Annotated in this window: 17 protein-coding genes; 7 read left to right on the top strand and 10 right to left on the bottom strand. The window is 61.0% G+C overall.

What is annotated here, in order from left to right; translation table 11 throughout:
- Positions 1 to 33: 33 nt before the first annotated feature.
- The 7 genes from AAFM31_RS06865 to AAFM31_RS06835 all read right to left on the bottom strand — a co-directional run bounded on the left by AAFM31_RS06865 (position 34) and on the right by AAFM31_RS06835 (position 6,043).
- Entirely contained in the window at positions 34 to 957 is a 924-nt protein-coding gene (locus tag AAFM31_RS06865; RefSeq protein ID WP_341707154.1) for a DUF368 domain-containing protein, read from the bottom strand.
- 22 nt (positions 958 to 979) lie between these two features.
- On the bottom strand, positions 980 to 1,651 hold the full coding sequence (locus AAFM31_RS06860; RefSeq protein WP_341707153.1) for a protein-L-isoaspartate(D-aspartate) O-methyltransferase: 672 nt from the start codon (positions 1,649 to 1,651) through the stop codon (positions 980 to 982).
- A gap of 2 nt (positions 1,652 to 1,653) precedes the next feature.
- On the bottom strand, positions 1,654 to 2,403 hold the full coding sequence (surE, locus tag AAFM31_RS06855; protein ID WP_341707152.1) for a 5'/3'-nucleotidase SurE: 750 nt from the start codon (positions 2,401 to 2,403) through the stop codon (positions 1,654 to 1,656).
- Positions 2,403 to 3,458, bottom strand: a complete 1,056-nt coding sequence (gene truD, locus AAFM31_RS06850) for a tRNA pseudouridine(13) synthase TruD (RefSeq protein ID WP_341707203.1) — start codon at positions 3,456 to 3,458, stop codon at positions 2,403 to 2,405. The genes surE and truD overlap by 1 nt, the downstream gene beginning before the upstream one ends.
- The gene (ispF, locus tag AAFM31_RS06845) at positions 3,451 to 3,927 is read right to left on the bottom strand and encodes a 2-C-methyl-D-erythritol 2,4-cyclodiphosphate synthase (RefSeq protein WP_341707151.1); all 477 of its coding nucleotides are present in this window, start codon (positions 3,925 to 3,927) and stop codon (positions 3,451 to 3,453) included. Before ispF ends, truD begins: the two co-directional genes overlap by 8 nt.
- 81 nt (positions 3,928 to 4,008) lie before the next feature.
- Positions 4,009 to 4,857, bottom strand: coding sequence for an S-formylglutathione hydrolase (fghA, locus tag AAFM31_RS06840; protein WP_341707150.1), 849 nt, complete (start codon positions 4,855 to 4,857; stop codon positions 4,009 to 4,011).
- Between the two features lie 73 nt (positions 4,858 to 4,930).
- Positions 4,931 to 6,043: an S-(hydroxymethyl)glutathione dehydrogenase/class III alcohol dehydrogenase gene (locus tag AAFM31_RS06835; protein ID WP_341707149.1), complete on the bottom strand. Its 1,113-nt coding sequence runs from the start codon at positions 6,041 to 6,043 to the stop codon at positions 4,931 to 4,933.
- A 108-nt stretch (positions 6,044 to 6,151) separates the two neighbouring features.
- Between AAFM31_RS06835 and AAFM31_RS06830 the strand changes: the two genes are divergently transcribed.
- Both AAFM31_RS06830 and AAFM31_RS06825 read left to right on the top strand, forming a co-directional pair.
- Entirely contained in the window at positions 6,152 to 7,057 is a 906-nt protein-coding gene (locus AAFM31_RS06830) for a LysR substrate-binding domain-containing protein (RefSeq protein ID WP_341707148.1), read from the top strand.
- A gap of 70 nt (positions 7,058 to 7,127) precedes the next feature.
- Positions 7,128 to 7,583: a hypothetical protein gene (locus AAFM31_RS06825; protein ID WP_341707147.1), complete on the top strand. Its 456-nt coding sequence runs from the start codon at positions 7,128 to 7,130 to the stop codon at positions 7,581 to 7,583.
- On the opposite strand, the gene AAFM31_RS06820 is transcribed toward AAFM31_RS06825, so the two are convergent.
- Complete coding sequence (locus AAFM31_RS06820) at positions 7,556 to 8,332, bottom strand: lysophospholipid acyltransferase family protein (protein WP_341707146.1); 777 nt, start codon at positions 8,330 to 8,332, stop codon at positions 7,556 to 7,558. The two genes, AAFM31_RS06825 and AAFM31_RS06820, sit on opposite strands and share 28 nt — an antisense overlap.
- Before the next feature lie 88 nt (positions 8,333 to 8,420).
- Positions 8,421 to 11,312: an HD domain-containing phosphohydrolase gene (locus tag AAFM31_RS06815; RefSeq protein ID WP_341707145.1), complete on the bottom strand. Its 2,892-nt coding sequence runs from the start codon at positions 11,310 to 11,312 to the stop codon at positions 8,421 to 8,423.
- A gap of 226 nt (positions 11,313 to 11,538) precedes the next feature.
- On the opposite strand from AAFM31_RS06815, the gene AAFM31_RS06810 reads away from it, so the two are divergent.
- Genes AAFM31_RS06810 through AAFM31_RS06800 form a run of 3 tightly spaced genes read left to right on the top strand, consistent with a single transcriptional unit; the run spans position 11,539 to position 13,920 of the window.
- The gene (locus tag AAFM31_RS06810) at positions 11,539 to 12,507 is read left to right on the top strand and encodes an alpha/beta hydrolase (protein ID WP_341707144.1); all 969 of its coding nucleotides are present in this window, start codon (positions 11,539 to 11,541) and stop codon (positions 12,505 to 12,507) included.
- Positions 12,508 to 12,520: 13 nt separating this feature from the next.
- Positions 12,521 to 13,201: an SDR family oxidoreductase gene (locus AAFM31_RS06805; protein ID WP_341707143.1), complete on the top strand. Its 681-nt coding sequence runs from the start codon at positions 12,521 to 12,523 to the stop codon at positions 13,199 to 13,201.
- Between the two features lie 11 nt (positions 13,202 to 13,212).
- Positions 13,213 to 13,920 (top strand): hypothetical protein, encoded by a 708-nt coding sequence (locus AAFM31_RS06800; protein ID WP_341707142.1) that lies wholly within the window; start codon positions 13,213 to 13,215, stop codon positions 13,918 to 13,920.
- Here the strand turns inward: AAFM31_RS06800 and speA are convergent, their stop codons facing one another.
- Entirely contained in the window at positions 13,921 to 15,840 is a 1,920-nt protein-coding gene (gene speA / locus AAFM31_RS06795; protein WP_341707141.1) for an arginine decarboxylase, read from the bottom strand.
- Positions 15,841 to 16,073: 233 nt separating this feature from the next.
- Here speA and AAFM31_RS06790 point away from each other — a divergent pair, with 233 nt between their 5' ends.
- The gene (locus AAFM31_RS06790) at positions 16,074 to 16,844 is read left to right on the top strand and encodes an SDR family oxidoreductase (RefSeq protein ID WP_341707140.1); all 771 of its coding nucleotides are present in this window, start codon (positions 16,074 to 16,076) and stop codon (positions 16,842 to 16,844) included.
- A 297-nt stretch (positions 16,845 to 17,141) separates the two neighbouring features.
- Positions 17,142 to 17,663: a diaminobutyrate acetyltransferase gene (gene ectA, locus AAFM31_RS06785; RefSeq protein ID WP_341707139.1), complete on the top strand. Its 522-nt coding sequence runs from the start codon at positions 17,142 to 17,144 to the stop codon at positions 17,661 to 17,663.
- Positions 17,664 to 17,677 lie beyond the last annotated feature (14 nt).

The following is a 17,677-nucleotide window of genomic DNA, read 5'->3' as shown; positions in this document are numbered from 1 at the left end:
CAGTCTCGCCTGCGGCACGCATCCAACTCTCAGTCAGGCTGAAGCGCGCCGTCCCCACCACTCCAATAGCAACACTAATACCACGCCGAGCACCATCAACGCCAACCCAGCCTGCCAGAGCGAAGGCTCTCCAGTCAGTTCGGCATATTGATGCGGCAGCAGATTCGTCTCCTGCAGCGGCACCTGCTCGCCGTGGCTATTGACCCGCCAGCTGAGGGTTTGTTTCCACGGCCAGACTTTGTTCAACGAGCCGACCAGCAGGCCTGTCAGGAACGCCAACGTAACGCTGCGGGCATGGCGCAACAGCCATGACAACAGGCGCGCGAAGCTCAGCAACCCGGTGACGCAGCCCAACGCGAACAGCCCAAGCAAGCCAAAGTCCGCGCTTTTCACTGCCTGCAGCACGCCTGAATAAAGCCCCAGCAGCAGCAGGATGAAGCTGCCAGAGATGCCGGGCAGGATCATTGCGCAAATCGCTATGCAGCCGCCAAGAAAAACGTTCAGCGGGGTCATGCTCAAGGCTAGCGGCGAGGCAACGGTAATCAGATATGCGAACGCACCGCCGAGCATCGCTGCCACGATAGCCGCCAGATTCCAGCGCGGGATTTCACGTCCGACCAGGTAGACCGACACCACAATCAGACCGAAAAAGAACGACCATACGAGCAACCCGTGATTCGCCAGCAGGTAAGTAATCAGGCGCGCGAGCGTTGCGATGCTGGAGAGGATGCCCGCCAGCAACGTCACCAGAAACGCGCCGTCGATTGCCCGCCAGGTATCCGCAATGCGCCCCCGTAGCAGCCAGACCAGCTTGTCCGGGGTACAGGCAGCAATGGCGGCCAGCAGGCGATCATAGATCCCCGAGATAAACGCAATGGTGCCGCCCGACACACCGGGCACCACGTCGGCGGCCCCCATGGCCACACCACGGAGAAAAATGAAAAGGTATTCCTTCACGGAAGATTCCTTGCTGAGTCGATCAGGAGTGGATAGCGCCCGCCAGGAGCGGTACAAAGCGCACCGGCTCGACCTGCTGATAGGTGAAGTCGTCGCCGTGACGAATTACCAGCATCAGGTGCTGTTCATGCTCGCCCACCGGAATGACCAGCCGACCGCCATCGGCCAGTTGGCCAAGCAGCTCACGCGGAATTTCAGCCGGCGCGGCGGTGACCAGGATGGCGTCGTACGGCCCGTATTGCGGCCAGCCCCAATTGCCATCGGCGTGGCGGAACACCACATTGCGCACGTCGATTTCCTTGAGTACCCGCTTGGCGCGTTCCTGCAGCGGCAGAATACGCTCAACGCTGAATACACGCTCAACCACCTTGGCCAGAATCGCAGTCTGATAACCAGAGCCGGTGCCGACTTCCATAACCTTGTCGAGCGGCCCACCACCAAGCAGCAGTTCGGTCATGCGAGCGACAATATACGGCTGGGATAGGGTCTGGTTATGGCCAATCGGCAGCGCTGTGTCTTCGTAAGCGCGGTGCGAAAGAGCCTCGTCGACGAACAGATGACGCGGCGTCCGACGAATCGCCTCCAGCACATGCAGGTTACGTATGCCTTCTTCGAACAGACGCTCAAGCAGTCGCTCACGTGTACGCTGAGACGTCATGCCGATCCCGGCGCGATAAAGGTCGTCGTGTCCCATCCTCAAACCAGTCCGTCCAGCCAGTTTTCCAGGTGGTCGAACACCTCGTACATAGTCTTGTCTACTCGTAGCGGCGTGACCGAGACATAGCCCTGCATGATCGCGTGAAAGTCGGTGCCCTCACCGCCGTCTTCCGCGTCGCCCGCAACCGAGATCCAGTAGCCTTCCTTGCCTCGCGGGTCGACCCACTTCACTGGCTTGGCGGCACGGGCGCGATGTCCCAAGCGCGTCAAGCGCACACCTTTGATGTGCTCCAGCGGAAGGTTCGGCACGTTGATATTGAGAACCGTGCGCGGTGGCAGGTCGAGCTGATCGTGGGCTTCCACCATCTGCCGAGCGAAATGGGCCGCGGTCGGCAGGTTGTCGGGTTGCCGGCCGGTCAGTGAGAACGCCATCGCTGGACGCGACAAAAAGCGACCTTCGAGCGCCGCAGCGACAGTGCCGGAATACAGCACATCGTCGCCAAGGTTGGCGCCGAGGTTAATGCCCGCAACCACCATGTCGATGCTGTCTTCAAACAGCGCGTTAAGCCCCAGATGCACGCAATCGGTCGGGGTGCCATTGACACCGATATAGCCGTTTTCCAGCGTGAACGGGCGCAGCGGCCGATCCAGACTCAGGGCGCTGCTCGCACCGCTGCGGTCCTCGGCGGGCGCAACCACCACACAATCGGCATAATCGGCGAGCGCACCGTGCAGGGCTTTGATCCCCGGCGCCAGTACACCATCATCGTTGGCAATCAGAATTCGCATCAGTTTTCCGTTTCCAGCCCGCCACCGGGGGCACTGGAGAGTTCCAGCAGCTCGTGCAGCAACGCCGTAGCGAAGCAGCCGGTAGGCAGGGTAAATTCCAGTTCGAGACAATCGGTGGACGGATAATGCCACGTAAGTCCCTGAATGGGGAGGCGTAAAATCCGTCTCGCTTGCTCTAGGCCAGCCCCTTCCAGCCACGCAGTGAGTTCCGGTTCTGCCGCTGCAACCTGTTGCTCAAGCTGCGCCGTGGCGCCACTACTGGCCAGCTCACCGGTTCCCCAAAGCGATGCAGTTGGGTGCAGATCCAACGCCGCCGGGCGCGGGTCGTCAGGTGCCAGCTCACTGGCCGGAAACTGGCTCCGGCTGTTGGTAAAGGCCAGACAGTCGCCGTCCAGAATGCGGTTCCAGCTGCCATCAGCCACGCGCCTAGCCAGCATCCGGTTAAACAGCAGACTGCGGGCCGTCGACAGCAACCGCGACCGTGTGCCGCGTGCCGGCGGATAGCCGCCCTGCCCGGCCCAACGGCGGGCGTCGTGCAGGTTGCTACCGTCACGACCAAAGCGCTGCGGCCCGAAATAATTGGGCACGCCCTGAGCGGCGATGATCTGCAGCCGCGTATCCAACTCGGCCTGATCGGCCTGCAGGTCGGTCAACCGAATGAAGAAACTGTTGGCACTGTGCGCGCCACGCTGCAGCTTTCGCTGGTGACGGGTCTGCTCAAGGCAACGCAACTGCTCGCTCCACAGCGCACTGAAATCCGGATCGGCGCGCCCCGGCAACTGCAAACTGAACCACTGGCGGGTTACCGCCTGACGGTCCTTCAGCCCGGCGTAGCTGACATTGCGCAGCGAGATACCCGCAGCACGGGCCAGCTGCCTGGCCACCTCTTCAGTGTTCAGGCCGCGCTTTTCAAGCAACAACCAGAGGTGTTCACCAGCGCCACTGAGGGCGATATCCAGCACCTCGGTAACGCGAAAGTCGTCAGGCGTTGCTTTGAGTGTTGCCCTGCCGCAGCTTTTGCCCCAGGCCCGCGGCCCCAGCAGTTGCTCAGTCATCGGCGAGCAACAGGGCCACCGCATGCACGGCAATCCCCTCCTCACGACCGGTGAAACCGAGCTTTTCAGTGGTGGTTGCCTTGACGTTGACCTGATCAAGCGCCACGCCCAGATCGGCAGCGATCTGCTCACGCATCAGCGGGATATGCGGTGCCATCTTCGGACGTTGAGCGACGATAGTGGCGTCAACATTGCCGACCTTCCAGCCGCGCTCGCGCAGCAGGCCCACTACGTGGCGCAGCAGCACCCGACTGTCCGCGCCTTTAAATTCCGGGTCGGTATCGGGGAAGTGCTGGCCGATGTCACCCAATGCTGCCGCACCAAGCAGGGCATCTGCCAATGCGTGCAGCAAAACATCACCGTCGGAGTGGGCAACCAGGCCGCGGCTGTGCGCGATGCGAACACCACCCAAGGTGATGTAGTCGCCTTCGCCGAAGCAATGAACGTCGTAACCGTGCCCTATGCGCATGCCTTGTCTCCCGTCAGTCGATGGCGGCGATTCTACCGCCTCGACATGACAAGGGACAGTTCATGCGCGCGCTGCAGCCGCTCAGAGGCCGAGCGCCGCCGCATGATGACGCAGGTGGTCGTCGATGAAGCTGGCAATGAAGTAGTAGCTGTGGTCGTAGCCGGGCTGACGACGCAGTGTCAGCGGATGACCCGCTGCCGCAGCCGCGGCTTCAAGCGCTTCCGGCTTGAGCTGTTCAGCCAGAAAGTTGTCGGACTCGCCTTGATCCACCAGCAGCGGCAGGCGCTCAGTCGCGTCGGCCAGCAGCTCGCAGGCATCCCACGCCTTCCAGGCAGCTCTGTCGTTGCCCAGATATTGCCCCAGCGCCTTATGACCCCACGGGCAGTCGCTCGGGTTTGAGATCGGTGCAAAGGCCGAAACCGAGCGATAGCGGCCGGGGTTTTTCAGCGCACAGATCAACGCTCCGTGGCCGCCCATCGAGTGGCCACTGATCGAACGCTGGTCCGATACCGGGAAGTGCTCTTCGATCAGCGCCGGCAGCTCCTGCACCACGTAGTCGTACATACGGTAGTGCTGCGCCCAGGGCTGCTCGGTGGCGTTGACATAGAAACCGGCGCCCAGACCGAAGTCATAGGCACCCTCCGCGTCATCCGGCACGCCTTCGCCGCGCGGGCTGGTGTCTGGCGCAACGATGACCATGCCCAACTCGGCAGCCAGACGCTGCGCGCCGGCCTTCTGCATAAAGTTTTCATCGGTGCAGGTCAGACCCGACAGCCAATACAGGACCGGCAGCGGCTTGCCCAGATCTGCCTGCGGTGGCAGGTAGATGCCGAACACCATATCGCAGTGCAGCACCTGAGAGCGGTGGCGATAGCGCTTGAGCCAGCCGCCAAAGCTTTTGTTGGCCGAGATCAGTTCAATATCGTTCATTGCAATCCCCAAAACGGATAACCAAGATCACAGCATGCAAGACGTGCGCTCACGCCCTGCATGCGGGTTCTGCTCAGAAATGAATGACGGTACGAATGCTCTTGCCTTCGTGCATCAGTTCAAACGCTTCGTTGATCTGCTCCAAACCCATGGTGTGGGTGATGAAGCTATCCAGCGGGATTTCACCAGTCTGTGACTTTTCGACATAGCTCGGCAGTTCGGTACGGCCCTTGACGCCACCGAAGGCACTGCCGCGCCAGACGCGACCGGTCACCAGCTGGAACGGACGGGTGCTGATCTCGGCACCCGCCGGCGCCACACCAATGATGGTGGACTCGCCCCAACCCTTGTGGCAGCACTCCAGCGCTGCGCGCATCAGCTGTACGTTGCCGATGCACTCGAAGCTGTAATCCACGCCGCCGTCGGTCATATCGACGATCACTTCCTGAATCGGCTTGTCGTGATCCTTGGGATTGACGAACTCGTTCAGCCCCAGCTCACGGGCGATTGCTTCCTTGGCCGGGTTGATGTCGATACCGATGATGCGGCTGGCACCGGCCATCTTGGCGCCGATGATGGCCGCCAAACCGATCCCGCCCAGGCCGAAGATAGCGACAGTTGAACCGGCTTCCACCTTGGCGGTGTTGAGCACAGCGCCGATACCCGTCGTGACGCCACAGCCCAGCAGACAGACTTTCTCCAGCGGCGCTTCTTTCGGAATCACAGCGACCGAGACTTCCGGCAGCACCGTGTACTCGGAGAAGGTGGAACAACCCATGTAGTGATAGACCGGCTCGCCGTTGTAGCTGAAGCGGCTGGTGCCGTCCGGCATCAGGCCCTTTCCCTGAGTGGTGCGCACCGAGCTGCACAGGTTGGTCTTGCCGGATTTGCAGAATTTGCACTCGCGGCACTCGGCGGTATACAGCGGAATCACGTGATCGCCAACCTTGACGGAGGTCACGCCCTCACCGACCGCTTCAACAACGCCACCACCCTCGTGACCGAGGATGCACGGGAACACGCCTTCGCTGTCCTGACCGGACAGGGTGTAGGCGTCGGTGTGGCAGACACCAGAGGCGACGATGCGAATCAGCACCTCACCGGCCTGCGGCGGAGCAACATCCACTTCAACGATCTGCAGGGGTTCATTCGGCGCGAAGGCCACGGCGGCGCGGGACTTGATCATGGGATCTCTCCATTGGGTGAGGTAAACACAGGTTGGCAAGTGTAGTAGACAGCTTTTTCGCGGATAATCACCCACCAGACAAAACATTATTGCTGCACAGGGATAATCATGAGCAATTGGGAAGGCATCGACGAATTCGTCGCCGTCGCCGAGTCAGGCCACTTCACCGGCGCGGCTAGCCGACTGGGCGTCTCTTCCTCCCACGTCAGCCGCCAGATCGCGCGGCTTGAAGACCGCCTGCAGAGCCGTCTGTTCTATCGCAGTACCCGCCGCGTCAGCCTGACCGAGGCCGGCCAGACGTTTCTGCAGCATTGCCAGCGGCTGATCGACGCCCGTGACGAAGCACTGCAAGCGATCACCGATCTGGGCAGCGAACCCAAGGGGCTGCTACGCATGACCTGCGCGGTAGCCTATGGCGAGAGCTTTATCATGCCGCTGGTCAACGACTTCATGCAGCAGCACCCGCAGCTGCGGGTGGAGATGACCCTGACCAACCAGACCCTTGATCTGCTGCACGGCAGCTATGACCTGGCCATTCGTCTGGGACGGCTGCAGGACTCCAGCCTGATTGCCACGCGCATCGCCCCTCGCCACATGTACCTGTGCGCCGCACCGTCCTATCTGGAGCGCTTTGGCGCGCCGCACAGCCTGTCGGAGCTGCCCCGGCACAACTGCCTGATTGGTAGCAGTGATGTCTGGACCTTCCAGCAACGCGGCCGCGAACTGCCGGTGCGCATCCAGGGTAACTGGCGCTGCAACAGCGGTCAGGCGGTGCTGGACGCGGCGCTGCGTGGCTTCGGTCTGTGTCAGCTACCGGACTATTACGTGCAGGAGCACCTGCGCAGCGGCGCTCTGCGCGCCCTGCTGCCGCAGCACCAGCCGCCGCATACCGCGGTCTGGGCGCTGTACCCGCAGCAGCGGCATCTATCGCCCAAAGTCAGGCAACTGGTCGACTACCTGAAAGTCGGGCTGGCCCAGCGCAGCGAGTATCGAGAACAGCATGCCGCAATCTGAGCACTGCAGCCGCAGGCCGGTCTGAGGTAAAGTAAGCCGCAGCAACACACCAGCACATCAGGAGCAGCATGTGGCAAGCGCCCTGCGATTGAACACCCTGCTGGGTCGCCGTTTTCAGTCAGGCGACCGGCTACTCGAACATTTGCGCAACGAATTGAAGCTGCTTGACGGCCTGTGCCGCACGCTGGGCGTCACCGAACTGAGTCAGTTTGTCGACACCACGGCGCTGGAACTGCAGACCGCCGTAGCCATGTTGAAGGAAGAAGGCGGTACCGAAGCGCTGCCGGAGATTGATCCGGAGACCGGCCACATCTGGGGTATCGAAGACGTCAGCTGGCAGCCCTCAGCCACCGGCATGAGCACCCTGGAAGCACTGGAGCAGCACCTGCGAAAAACCCCGCGCAGCGGCCTGAACAGCAACAAGGTACGCGACCTGCTGGACGAGCTGAGCTACTGCACAACCCTGCTGGCGCCCCTCGAATCCGAGGGCGCCCAGTTTCATCTGGCGCTGGACGAGCACCCCTGATCAGAGGACCCAAGCAACTCGGCGATGCGCCGACGGGTCTCGCCCATCAGCTCATCCAGCTGTTCGCGATCGAACTGGCTGGCATCCAGCGGTTCACCGATATGCACCGATACCTGCTGGCCCAGGTTAAAGCGCCAGCTGCGCGCAGGCAGCACATTGTGAATTCCACGAATCGCCACCGGAACGATGATCGCGTCGGTATCCAGCGCCAGATGAAAGCAGCCCTTCTTGAACGGCAACAACGCTCCGGTTCGTGAACGTGTCCCTTCCGGTGCTGCCCAGAGCACAATGCCCGACTCCATCATCTGCCGCGCCCGCGCCAGATCAGCCATTGCCTGATTGCGTTTGTGACGGTTGATCGAGGGAAACTCGGCCAGCCGCATCGTCACCCCAAGAATCGGAATGCGGTAGAGCTCAGCCTTGGCCAACATACGAATGGAGCCAGGCAGGGCGACGAAGCTGACCGGGATATCGTAATGACTCGCGTGGGTGCAAAGCACCATATAGCGGCGACCGTCATCAAAGTTCGGCGGCTGGCCAAATACCGACACTTGCAGCCGCACCAGGCGCAGCAGCTTGCTCGCCCAACCGCGCGTGTAGCGGTCCACCCGCGCGCGATCCAGCCGACGCAGTGCAGCCCGCCAGAGCACATCCAGACAATATCCCAAGGTAACCAGGACGGAGCCGACCACGACGCCAATACGGCGCAGCAAGGTGGCAGATTCAGCAACGGGCGACAGACTCAGCATGACCACTCTCTTGTTATGGCTCTCGATCCCTGCCGCGCCATCCGCCGCCGGCAGGAGGCACAGATTGCCACAATTTCGTTATCTGCGGTCAAGCCAGCGGCTGGCTATCCTGTTCCGAAATCAGCCCCCATTCGCGCAACTGGGCAAGGCAACCCTCGACGTCCACATCGTCACACTGAAAATCGAACAGGAACAGCTGCCCGTACTGCTCGTGCACACCGGTGCGCAAAAACAGCGCCAGCAGCGTCGGGTCGATATGTCGATCCTTAGCCATGAACAGCATGATCTTGACGGCCTCTGACAACGTCTTGGCCGGCTTGTAGGGCCGATCTGCCGCGGTCAACGCTTCGAAGATGTCAGCAATCGCCAACACCCGGTCTGGTACCGTTAGCTGGTCGTCACCGAGTCGCCGTGGATAACCCGTGCCATCGAGTTTTTCGTGGTGGTTCGCGGCCAGCTCTGGCACCCCGCGCAAGTGACGAGGGAACGGCAGAGTACTGAGCATGATCAGCGTCTGCACGATGTGATCGTTGATCTTGAAGCGCTCCTCGGGGGTCAGCGTGCCGCGCTGGATCGACAGGTTGTGCAGCTCGCCGAGGTTGAAACTGTCCTCCGGCGGATCCATGTCGAAGCCCCATTTGTTGCGCGGATCATCCTTGGCAACCGGCGGCTTGCGATCACCCCACGGAATTCGATGTTCGGGTTTGTCGCTGATCAAGTGCTCAACCACCGGCAACGTCTGTGCCGGTGCACCTTCAAGGTGACGCAACTCCTCCTGCGACAACCCGAGACGATCATCAAAGTGCCGCGTCCAGGTCTGCTCGGCAATCGTGCGCAGGCGCTCGATATCCTCATCCCGCATAAACTCGCCACCGACGTTGGCCTTGGCCACCTCGGCAAATTCAGCCTGCAAGCGTTCATGGGTTTTTGCCAGATCAGCAGCGAGCGCCGACTCGTCCTCGCCGTCCGCCCGCCCCTGCCAATAGCGAATCTCGGCGTCGCGCCAGAGCACCTCGAAGCGGGTGCGCAGTTCGTGGATGCGGTTGTAGATGGTTTCCAGCTTGGTGGCCTTGTCGACCACATACTCCGGACTGGTGATCTTGCCGCAATCGTGCATCCAGGCAGCGATGCGAAACGCGTAGCGCTCGTCCTCATCCATGGCAAAGTCTGCCAGCGGGCCATCATCAGAACTCAAAGCACGATTGAGCAGCATCTCGGCCAGTTGCGGTACGCGGTCACAGTGACCGCCCGTGTAAGGTGACTTGGCGTCAATCGCGGTGGCCAGCAAACGGATGATCGACTCCATCAACACCTGCTGATCATCGAACAACTGACGGGTCTCGATCGCCACTGCCAGCGTCCCAGAGAGACTATCGAGGAACTGTCGCAGACTGCTCACGGTACTGGAAGGCAGCAACGGTGACACCTCCACCGCCAACGCGCCGATCAGGTTCTCCTGACGGTCATGCAGCGCAAGCGTGAGATAACGGTGATCACGGTCAAGCCGGGTTGCCAGTACCCGCGCGGGCTTTCTGCGCAGCTCGTCATCAAGCTTGAGCGTCTGAGGATAGTGCTCAGCGTTAACGCCGCTCGCAAGGCGCAGCTCGCTACTATCTTCGTCGTACAGGAACACGGCACCACCGCGTCCCTTGGCCATCTCGATCAAGTGCCCCAGCACCACGTCCAGCATGCGATCCAGACGAGTTTCCCGGCTAAGGGCGAGAGATATTTGCTGGAAATGGTAAATCGCACCGGCCATGCGACCCAGCACGCCACCAAGCTCATTGACCTCGCGAATCCGGGAGCGCACGCCAACCCACTTGCTGAAGTCCATATTACTCAGCGCACCAACCTGATCAGCCAACGCCTTGAGCGGCCCACCCAGTCGCTGCCCCAGCGCCCAGCCGATCATCACCAGCAGCAGCATCAGCACCAACGCCCAGATCGCCTGCTTTTTGAGAATGCCCACCACGCCCGCAAGCATTTCCTTGCCCGGCATGGCAATCAGAACCCGGCCCAACTCGTCACCGATTCGCGTCAGCGGCAGACTGATCACATACCAGTCGCCGTCCTCACGTTGCATCAGTTTCACTTCGGAAGCGCTAATCCTGAGGTCTGCCAGCTCACTCAGCACAGGCACCTGCAACTCGTCGATCGTTGCCAGGCGCGGAGGCCCCTCTTCACTGAGTACGATGAGCTTATCCATATCCGGATAGGCAATGACCCGCTGGCCGCTGACGATGGCCATCTCAGTACCGGGCGTCAGGTGCATGTCCTGCACTTCAACCGCCAGATCATCAACAGCGGCATCCAGACCAACCACCGTTGCAGTCAATTGGCTGCGCTGGGCCATGGTCAGGCCGACCTGGTTGGTGGTGAAAAACAGATAAGGTTCAGTCAGCACTACACCATCAGACTGCTTGGCGAGCTCAAACCAGGGCCGACTGCGCGGGTCATAGCGATACTCGGGCACCGGCCGACTGCCGATCTGGTGAAGTTCCGCGTCGAAGAACAGCCAGCGACCCAGAATTTCGTCGCCTTCACGCTCGACGGACTGCACCAAGAAGCGGGTATCTTCCGGCAGCAAGTAGTCGTTGATACCGCCTTCCGGCACCCTCCGCACCAGGAAAAACTCGCCGTCCGGGTAGCCAGCGTACACCGCGCTGATTGCTGCTCCTTCGCGCACCAGTTGCGCCAATGCGGGTAGCCGCTTGACCCTGTCAGACAGGGACCGAGCGCCGACCAAAGGGTCGTGTACCAGCAACCGCAAGGCATTTTCGCCGGGCGACAGCAACCGTTCCGCACGCTCGTTAAGCAATGAGCCAATCTGCTTGGCCGAATCGGATGCGGCAGCCACCAGCACCGCACGAGCCCCGCGATAGCCCTGCAGTGCCGTGACCGCCAACATGGCGAGCAAACAAACAACGATAGATACGGCAATAAGTCCCTGCAACGTGATCCACGGACGTGATTTTTTCATTGCGTGGCCCTTACTCCCTGCTTGGACATCGCGGATAAATACTACGCAGTAGCATAGCTCAGCAGCGCACACTCGTAGCCACGTCCAAAGCAGCACAATGCCATTATTCGCGAATCATGGATCGCGCGGATATTTGCCACTTCGGCTGATGAATGCGCATGCGACAATCGCGCCATCTGCACGTCGATTTGTCATAGTGTCGTCTTCTGATTCAGTGGAGAGCGGCATGCAGCAGTCACAACAACAGCTGATCAAAGTCAACGGTATACAGCTGAGCGTCCATATCGCAGGCCCCGAGAACGGCAAGCCCGTCTGGCTGCTGCATGGCTTCCCGGAGTGCTGGTACTCCTGGCGGCATCAGATCGCTGCTCTTGCCGCACAAGGTTACCGGGTATTTGCCCCCGAAATGCGCGGTTATGGCGCTACCGAAGCACCAGAAGCGGTCGAAGCCTACGACCTGCTAACCCTGTGCGCTGATATTCAGGCCGCGATGAACCACTACGGCCAGGAGCAAGTCGCGATGATTGGCCATGACTGGGGGGCACCGGTGGCCTGGCATCTGGCGCTACTCGAACCGGCACGCATCAAGGCGGTCTGTGGCATGTCGGTACCGTTCGGCGGCCGTCCGCGCCAGCCGGCCATCAACATGATGCGCGAAGCCTACAAGGATCGCTTTCACTACATTCTGTACTTCCAGAAGCCGGGCCTGGCCGAGGCCGAGCTGGCGGCAGACATTCCGCGCACCATGCGCCTGATGATGAAGGGGCTGGACAGTCAGGACGGCGGCGCCCTGGTCCAGGACAAGCCAGCCGACGCTGCCTGGCTGGACGACTATACCGATCCCGACAAGCAGCCTGCCTGGTGCTCGGACGAGGCCTTCGAGGTCTACGTAAAAACCTTTGAACAAAGCGGCTTCCGCGGCCCGGTCAACTGGTACCGCAACTTTGAACGCAACTGGGAGCGCACCGAGCCCCTGGCCGGTCGCCAGATCGAGCAGCCCGCCCTGTTCCTGATCGGTGACCGTGACCCGGTTGGTACGCTGGAAGCCTATACCATCAAGAAAATGCCGGGCGTGGTGCCGCAGGTTGAGCAGCATGTGATTTCGGATTGCGGTCACTGGATTCAGGCAGAAAAACCAGTGGAGGTAAATAGCTTCCTGCTGCCGTTCCTGGAGCGCCATTTCCCTGCAAGCTGACAGGAGACGAACGATGAGTCTGTGCGATCTGAGCAACAAACGTATCCTGCTGACCCAAGCGGACGATTTCATGGGCCCGGCACTGCAGCGCTCCCTCGAGGCCTGCGGAGCCGAGGTCATTGCCGATAACCGCGACTTTCTGGACCCCAAAGCGCCGCAGAAGCTGATCGCCGAAGCTGGCCGATTTGACGTACTGCTGCTCAACCTCGGCGTACCCGCACCAAGCACGGTTGCCGATCAGGTAGCAGACGAGGAATGGGGCCTGTTGTTTCGCCACATGGTCGACCCGCTGCCCCGTTTCGCCCGGGCCGCACTACCTGACATGATCAGTCGCGGCAGCGGCAAGATCCTATTGATGGGCAGCGCCTCAGCCCTGCGCGGCATGAAGCGCGCTTCCAGTTACAGCGCCGCCCGTGGCGCCCAGCTGGCGTGGGTGCAGGCCGTGGGAGCAGAAGTGGCTGCCAAGGGCATTCAGGTCAACGCCATCGCCCAGAACTTCGTCGACAACCCAACCTATTTCCCCGCAGACATCCAGGCCAACCCGGCCTTTCAGGCAAGGCTGCAGCGCGAAGTCCCGCTCGGCCGGCTGGTGTCGGCAGAAGAAGACGCCCACTTTGCCGCGTATCTGTGCTCAGACGCCGCCAACTGCTTTGTTGGTCAGGTGTTCCCGGTCTGCGGCGGCTGGAGCCATTAAGGAATACACATATGCCAAGCACCACCCCGACCGTGATCCGCAAGCGCTTCTGCGGCCCACCCAACAGCGGCAACGGCGGCTATGTCTGCGGCCTGCTGGCAAACGCTATGGGCGAGCCGAGCCAAGTCACCCTGCACGCGCCACCGCCGCTGGATACCGAACTCGAGATCGTCCGTGACGCCGAAGGCGCACGCCTGCTGCAAGGCGAAACCCTGCTCGGCAGCGCCAAGGCCTTCCAGATTGAGCTGACGCCACCGCCCGCGGTCAGTCTGGCCGAGGCCGAAGCGGCGCGCCCGCTGTTCAGCGGCTATGCCGACCATGGCCTGCCCGGCTGCTTTGTCTGCGGCACCAACCGCTGCGAGCACGACGGTCTGCTGCTGCACACCGGCCCGGTCAGCGGGCGCGACAGCACTGTCGCCTGCCCCTGGACACCCGACAGCACTCTCGACGCCGGTGACGGCACCGTCGCGCCGGAGTTCATCTGGGCCGCGCTGGACTGCCCCGGTTACTTTGCGGTGCGCGACCAGGCCGGTGTGGCCCTGCTCGGCCGCTTTGCAGCGCACATCGAGCGACCGATCAAGGTTGGCGAGCAGCTGGTGGTGGCCGGTTGGGGGATTGCCCACGACGGCCGCAAGCATCGCGCGGGCACTGCCATCTACGATGCCGCCGGCCAGCCCGCAGGCTGGGCGGAAGCGACCTGGATCAGCCTGAAGTCCTGATTACTCGGCGTTAAGGTAGGAAGAACGTGTCAGCCCGAGCCGCAGCGCATCAACAAAGCGCGTGCGCTCGGCCGGGCTCAGACGCGCACCGGAGACTTTGTCGCGATACAGCGTCACCAGTTCGTCCGGGGCGAAGTGCACGTAACGCAGCATATCCTCGATGGTGTCATGGGTTTCAATGCCCCCATGAACCACCTTGCCGTCAGGGCGCAGATAGACGTTAACCGAATCGGTGTCGCCGAACAGGTTATGCATATCCCCCAGAATCTCCTGATAGGCGCCAACCAGGAAGATCCCCAACAGATAATCCTCACCCTCGCGCAGCTCGTGTACCGGCAGGCTGTTCTCGATACTCTGCTCATCGACGTAGTGGCGAATCTTACCGTCGGAGTCACAGGTCAGATCCTGCAGCACTGCACGGCGCAAGGGCTCCTCCTCCAACCGATCCAGCGGCACAATCGGCAGCACCTGATCGATCGCCCAGGTATCGGGCAGGCTCTGGAACACCGAGAAGTTGCAGATGTACTTGTCAGCCATCTTGTCGTTCAGCTCATCCAGCACCTGGCGGTGTGAGCGCTGACGGGCCTTGAGCAGCGCGTGCAGGCGGTTGCAGAGGGCGTAATAGCATTGTTCGGCGAGCGCCTTCTCAGACAGCGTCACCTTGCCCTCAGCATACTGCGCAGCGACGTCAGCCATATAGTGGGTCGCGCGCCAGTAGGTTTCGGTGACCATCTCGACGTCGTGCTGGTCCTGCAACTTGACCAAGTTGCGCACCACCAGAGGCAAGGCGTCCAGATCCTCGATCTCCGGCATCACATCGTTGTAGCGCTCGACGTCGGTTACCTGCACGATCAGCACCGCATGATGGGCAGTCATCGCCCGGCCGCTCTCGGAGAAGATGTGCGGATGCGGCAGCCCCTGCTCGTCGCAGAAGTCGCGCAACATACCAACTACGGTCTGGGCATACTCGTTAACGTCGTAGTTGATCGAGCTGGCATTGCGCGAATGGGTGCCGTCGTAATCGACACCAAGACCACCGCCGACATCAATGTGGTCAACCGGCAGGCCCAGCGCGCGCAGTTCGCCAAAGTAGCGAATTGCCTCGCGGAAGCCGTGCTGGTAATCGGCCAGATTGGCAATCTGCGAGCCCATGTGGAAGTGCAGCAGACGCACGCCATCCTGCAGGTTGGCAGCGCGGAAGGTCTCGACTACGCGCAGCAACTGCGCCGCCGACAACCCGAACTTGGATTTTTCGCCACCGGTGTCAGCCCACTTGCTCGACGCCAAAGAAGACAGCCGCACCCGCAGACCGACCTGCGGCGTCACGCCCAGCTTCTCCGCCTCCTCGATGACCAGCCGGACCTCCGACTCCTTCTCGATGACGATGAAAACCTTGTGCCCCAGCTTCTGGCCGATCAGTGCCAGATGAATGAACTCGCGATCCTTGTAGCCATTACAGACGATAGTGCCGCCTTTGGGCGCCAGCGCCAGCACCGCCATCAACTCCGGCTTGGAACCCGCTTCCAGACCGATGGAGACGTTCTCGGTGGCAATGACGTTCTCGACCACTGCCTCCTGCTGGTTAACCTTGATCGGGTACAGCGCGGTGTAGCCGCTGCCGTAGCCCAGCGCCTCGATACTGCGATCAAAGGCGCCGGTCAATTGACGTACGCGCGCCTGCAGAATGTCTGGAAAGCGCACCAGCAACGGCAAATCCAGGCCGCTCTCACGCAGTTGGCCCACCAGTTCATGCAGATCAATGCTGCCGCCCTCAGAACCGCGCGGCCTGACTTCCACATGCCCCTGTTCATTGACGTTGAAATAGCCGGCACCCCAGTGCCGAATGCCGTAGACACTGCGGCTGTCGGCCACGGTCCAGGCAGATGCGTCTTCTTTACGCGAACGTCGAACAGGTCCCATTGCTTCCTCACTTTGCTGAAATTCAGGCTCGCCATTGTGAACGTCGTACGTGACAACAGTTCCGCGGGCTTATGTGCCAAAGGATAAGCCAAAAGCCAAATAATCGCAGCGACGGTCATCACCTGCCCATGGGCCAGTATTTGCGCTCTGGATAAACCTAGGGGGTGAGGTGGGCACTGGTTTACCGTAAGGATTGAACGAAATCGTCATCTGCACACGTCAAGGAGATATCCATGCAGCATTACTTCAGCCTCGCCGGCCGCACCGCGCTGGTTACCGGCGGCAGCCGCGGCATTGGCCGCATGATCGCCCAGGGTTACCTGGAAGCCGGGGCTCGCGTCATCATTTGCTGCCGCAAGATCGCCGAGGGCCAGCAAACCGCCCAGGAACTGAGCCAGTATGGCGAGTGTATCGCCCTGGCCGCCGACCTCTCTACCGAACAAGGCGCCCGCCAGCTGGCAGAGGATGTGCGCGGAATCACCGACCGCCTGGATATTCTGGTCAATAACGCTGGCACCAGCTGGGGCGCACCGCTGGAAGAATTCCCGGTGTCCGGCTGGGAGAAGGTCATGCAGCTCAACGTGATTTCGGTCTTCAGCTGCATCCAGCAACTGCTGCCGCTGCTGCGCGGCTCGGCCAGCGCGGAAAACCCGGCCCGCATCATCAATATCGGTTCAGTTGCAGGCATCAGCTCGTTCGGCGAGCAGGCTTACTCCTACGGTCCGAGCAAGGCGGCGGTACACCAGCTGTCACGCAACCTGGCCCGCGAACTGGTCAGCGAGCACATCAACGTCAACGTCATCGCCCCCGGCCGCTTCCCGAGCAAGATGACCAGCCACATCCATAGCGACCCGCAAGCCATGGCTGAGGACTGCAAGCACATCCCAATGAAACGCTGGGGCCGCGAAGAAGAAATGTCGGCGCTGGCAATAATGCTGGCGGGCACCGGCGGCGCCTACATGACCGGCAACATCATCCCGATCGACGGCGGCTTCACCCTGTAACAGATTTTTTTATCCTCTCCCCCTGCTCACTCGAGCAGGGGGAACCCTCCTTCCCGCCCCCTCAAATCCCACCTTAAACGCCCTGCGCCGTGACCACAGCGCAGCCCTTGCTATAGCTGCATTTCAGGCAAAATCCTTATACTAAAAAACACTTTCATGACACATCTATTTAACAGCTATAAATATCTGACAAGCGGGTAAACCCTAGAAAAATGGGCAATTACAGGCGGTTGAGATAATTTTTTGGATATGTTTATTATGAAAAAAGCATTTATGCATAAGCATTAGGAACCCGTTTTGCCCCTTACACCAGTAACACTACGAAAACCAAATAGCACGGACGGCTTTGCCCTTAACAGCCTGGTCGAACGCTGCAAGCCGCTGGACACCAACTCGGTGTACTGCAACCTGCTGCAATGTTCCGACTTCGCCGACACCGCTATCGCGGCCGAGACCTCCGACGGCGATCTGGTTGGCTTCATCTCTGGCTACCGTCCACCGGCACGCCCGGACACGCTGTTCGTCTGGCAAGTCGCAGTGGACAGCCGCATGCGCGGCCAAGGCCTGGCCTTGAAGATGCTGCTCGGACTAGTCGAGCGCCTGCGTCCTGAAGGTGTGACTCGCCTGGAGACAACCATTTCCCCCGGCAACGACGCATCCGAGGCGCTGTTCAAAAAAGCCTTCCGCCTGCTTGGCGCCGACTACAGCACCGAGGTGCTGTTTTCACGCCAGACCCATTTCAACGGCGAGCACGATGACGAAGTGATCTATCGCGCCGGCCCCTTTACCCAGTCTGCACCCAACGACGCTCAGCACTGAGATCAGGAGATTTC

This window comes from Halopseudomonas sp. (genome assembly GCF_038130085.1).
Taxonomy (GTDB): Bacteria; Pseudomonadota; Gammaproteobacteria; order Pseudomonadales; family Pseudomonadaceae; genus Halopseudomonas.
Note: the sequence above shows the minus strand (reverse complement) of the source record. Positions and strands in the feature narration are given on the sequence as shown.

What these genes read in the sequence shown, in the direction of transcription:
- AAFM31_RS06860 (WP_341707153.1), bottom strand. Translation starts at nt 1,651, where the DNA reads ATGGGACACGACGACCTTTATCGCGCCGGGATCGGCATGACGTCTCAG.
- surE (WP_341707152.1), bottom strand. Translation starts at nt 2,403, where the DNA reads ATGCGAATTCTGATTGCCAACGATGATGGTGTACTGGCGCCGGGGATC.
- truD (WP_341707203.1), bottom strand. Translation starts at nt 3,458, where the DNA reads ATGACTGAGCAACTGCTGGGGCCGCGGGCCTGGGGCAAAAGCTGCGGC.
- ispF (WP_341707151.1), bottom strand. Translation starts at nt 3,927, where the DNA reads ATGCGCATAGGGCACGGTTACGACGTTCATTGCTTCGGCGAAGGCGAC.
- fghA (WP_341707150.1), bottom strand. Translation starts at nt 4,857, where the DNA reads ATGAACGATATTGAACTGATCTCGGCCAACAAAAGCTTTGGCGGCTGG.
- AAFM31_RS06835 (WP_341707149.1), bottom strand. Translation starts at nt 6,043, where the DNA reads ATGATCAAGTCCCGCGCCGCCGTGGCCTTCGCGCCGAATGAACCCCTG.
- AAFM31_RS06830 (WP_341707148.1), top strand. Translation starts at nt 6,152, where the DNA reads ATGAGCAATTGGGAAGGCATCGACGAATTCGTCGCCGTCGCCGAGTCA.
- AAFM31_RS06820 (WP_341707146.1), bottom strand. Translation starts at nt 8,332, where the DNA reads ATGCTGAGTCTGTCGCCCGTTGCTGAATCTGCCACCTTGCTGCGCCGT.
- AAFM31_RS06815 (WP_341707145.1), bottom strand. Translation starts at nt 11,312, where the DNA reads ATGAAAAAATCACGTCCGTGGATCACGTTGCAGGGACTTATTGCCGTA.
- AAFM31_RS06810 (WP_341707144.1), top strand. Translation starts at nt 11,539, where the DNA reads ATGCAGCAGTCACAACAACAGCTGATCAAAGTCAACGGTATACAGCTG.
- AAFM31_RS06805 (WP_341707143.1), top strand. Translation starts at nt 12,521, where the DNA reads ATGAGTCTGTGCGATCTGAGCAACAAACGTATCCTGCTGACCCAAGCG.
- AAFM31_RS06800 (WP_341707142.1), top strand. Translation starts at nt 13,213, where the DNA reads ATGCCAAGCACCACCCCGACCGTGATCCGCAAGCGCTTCTGCGGCCCA.
- speA (WP_341707141.1), bottom strand. Translation starts at nt 15,840, where the DNA reads ATGGGACCTGTTCGACGTTCGCGTAAAGAAGACGCATCTGCCTGGACC.
- AAFM31_RS06790 (WP_341707140.1), top strand. Translation starts at nt 16,074, where the DNA reads ATGCAGCATTACTTCAGCCTCGCCGGCCGCACCGCGCTGGTTACCGGC.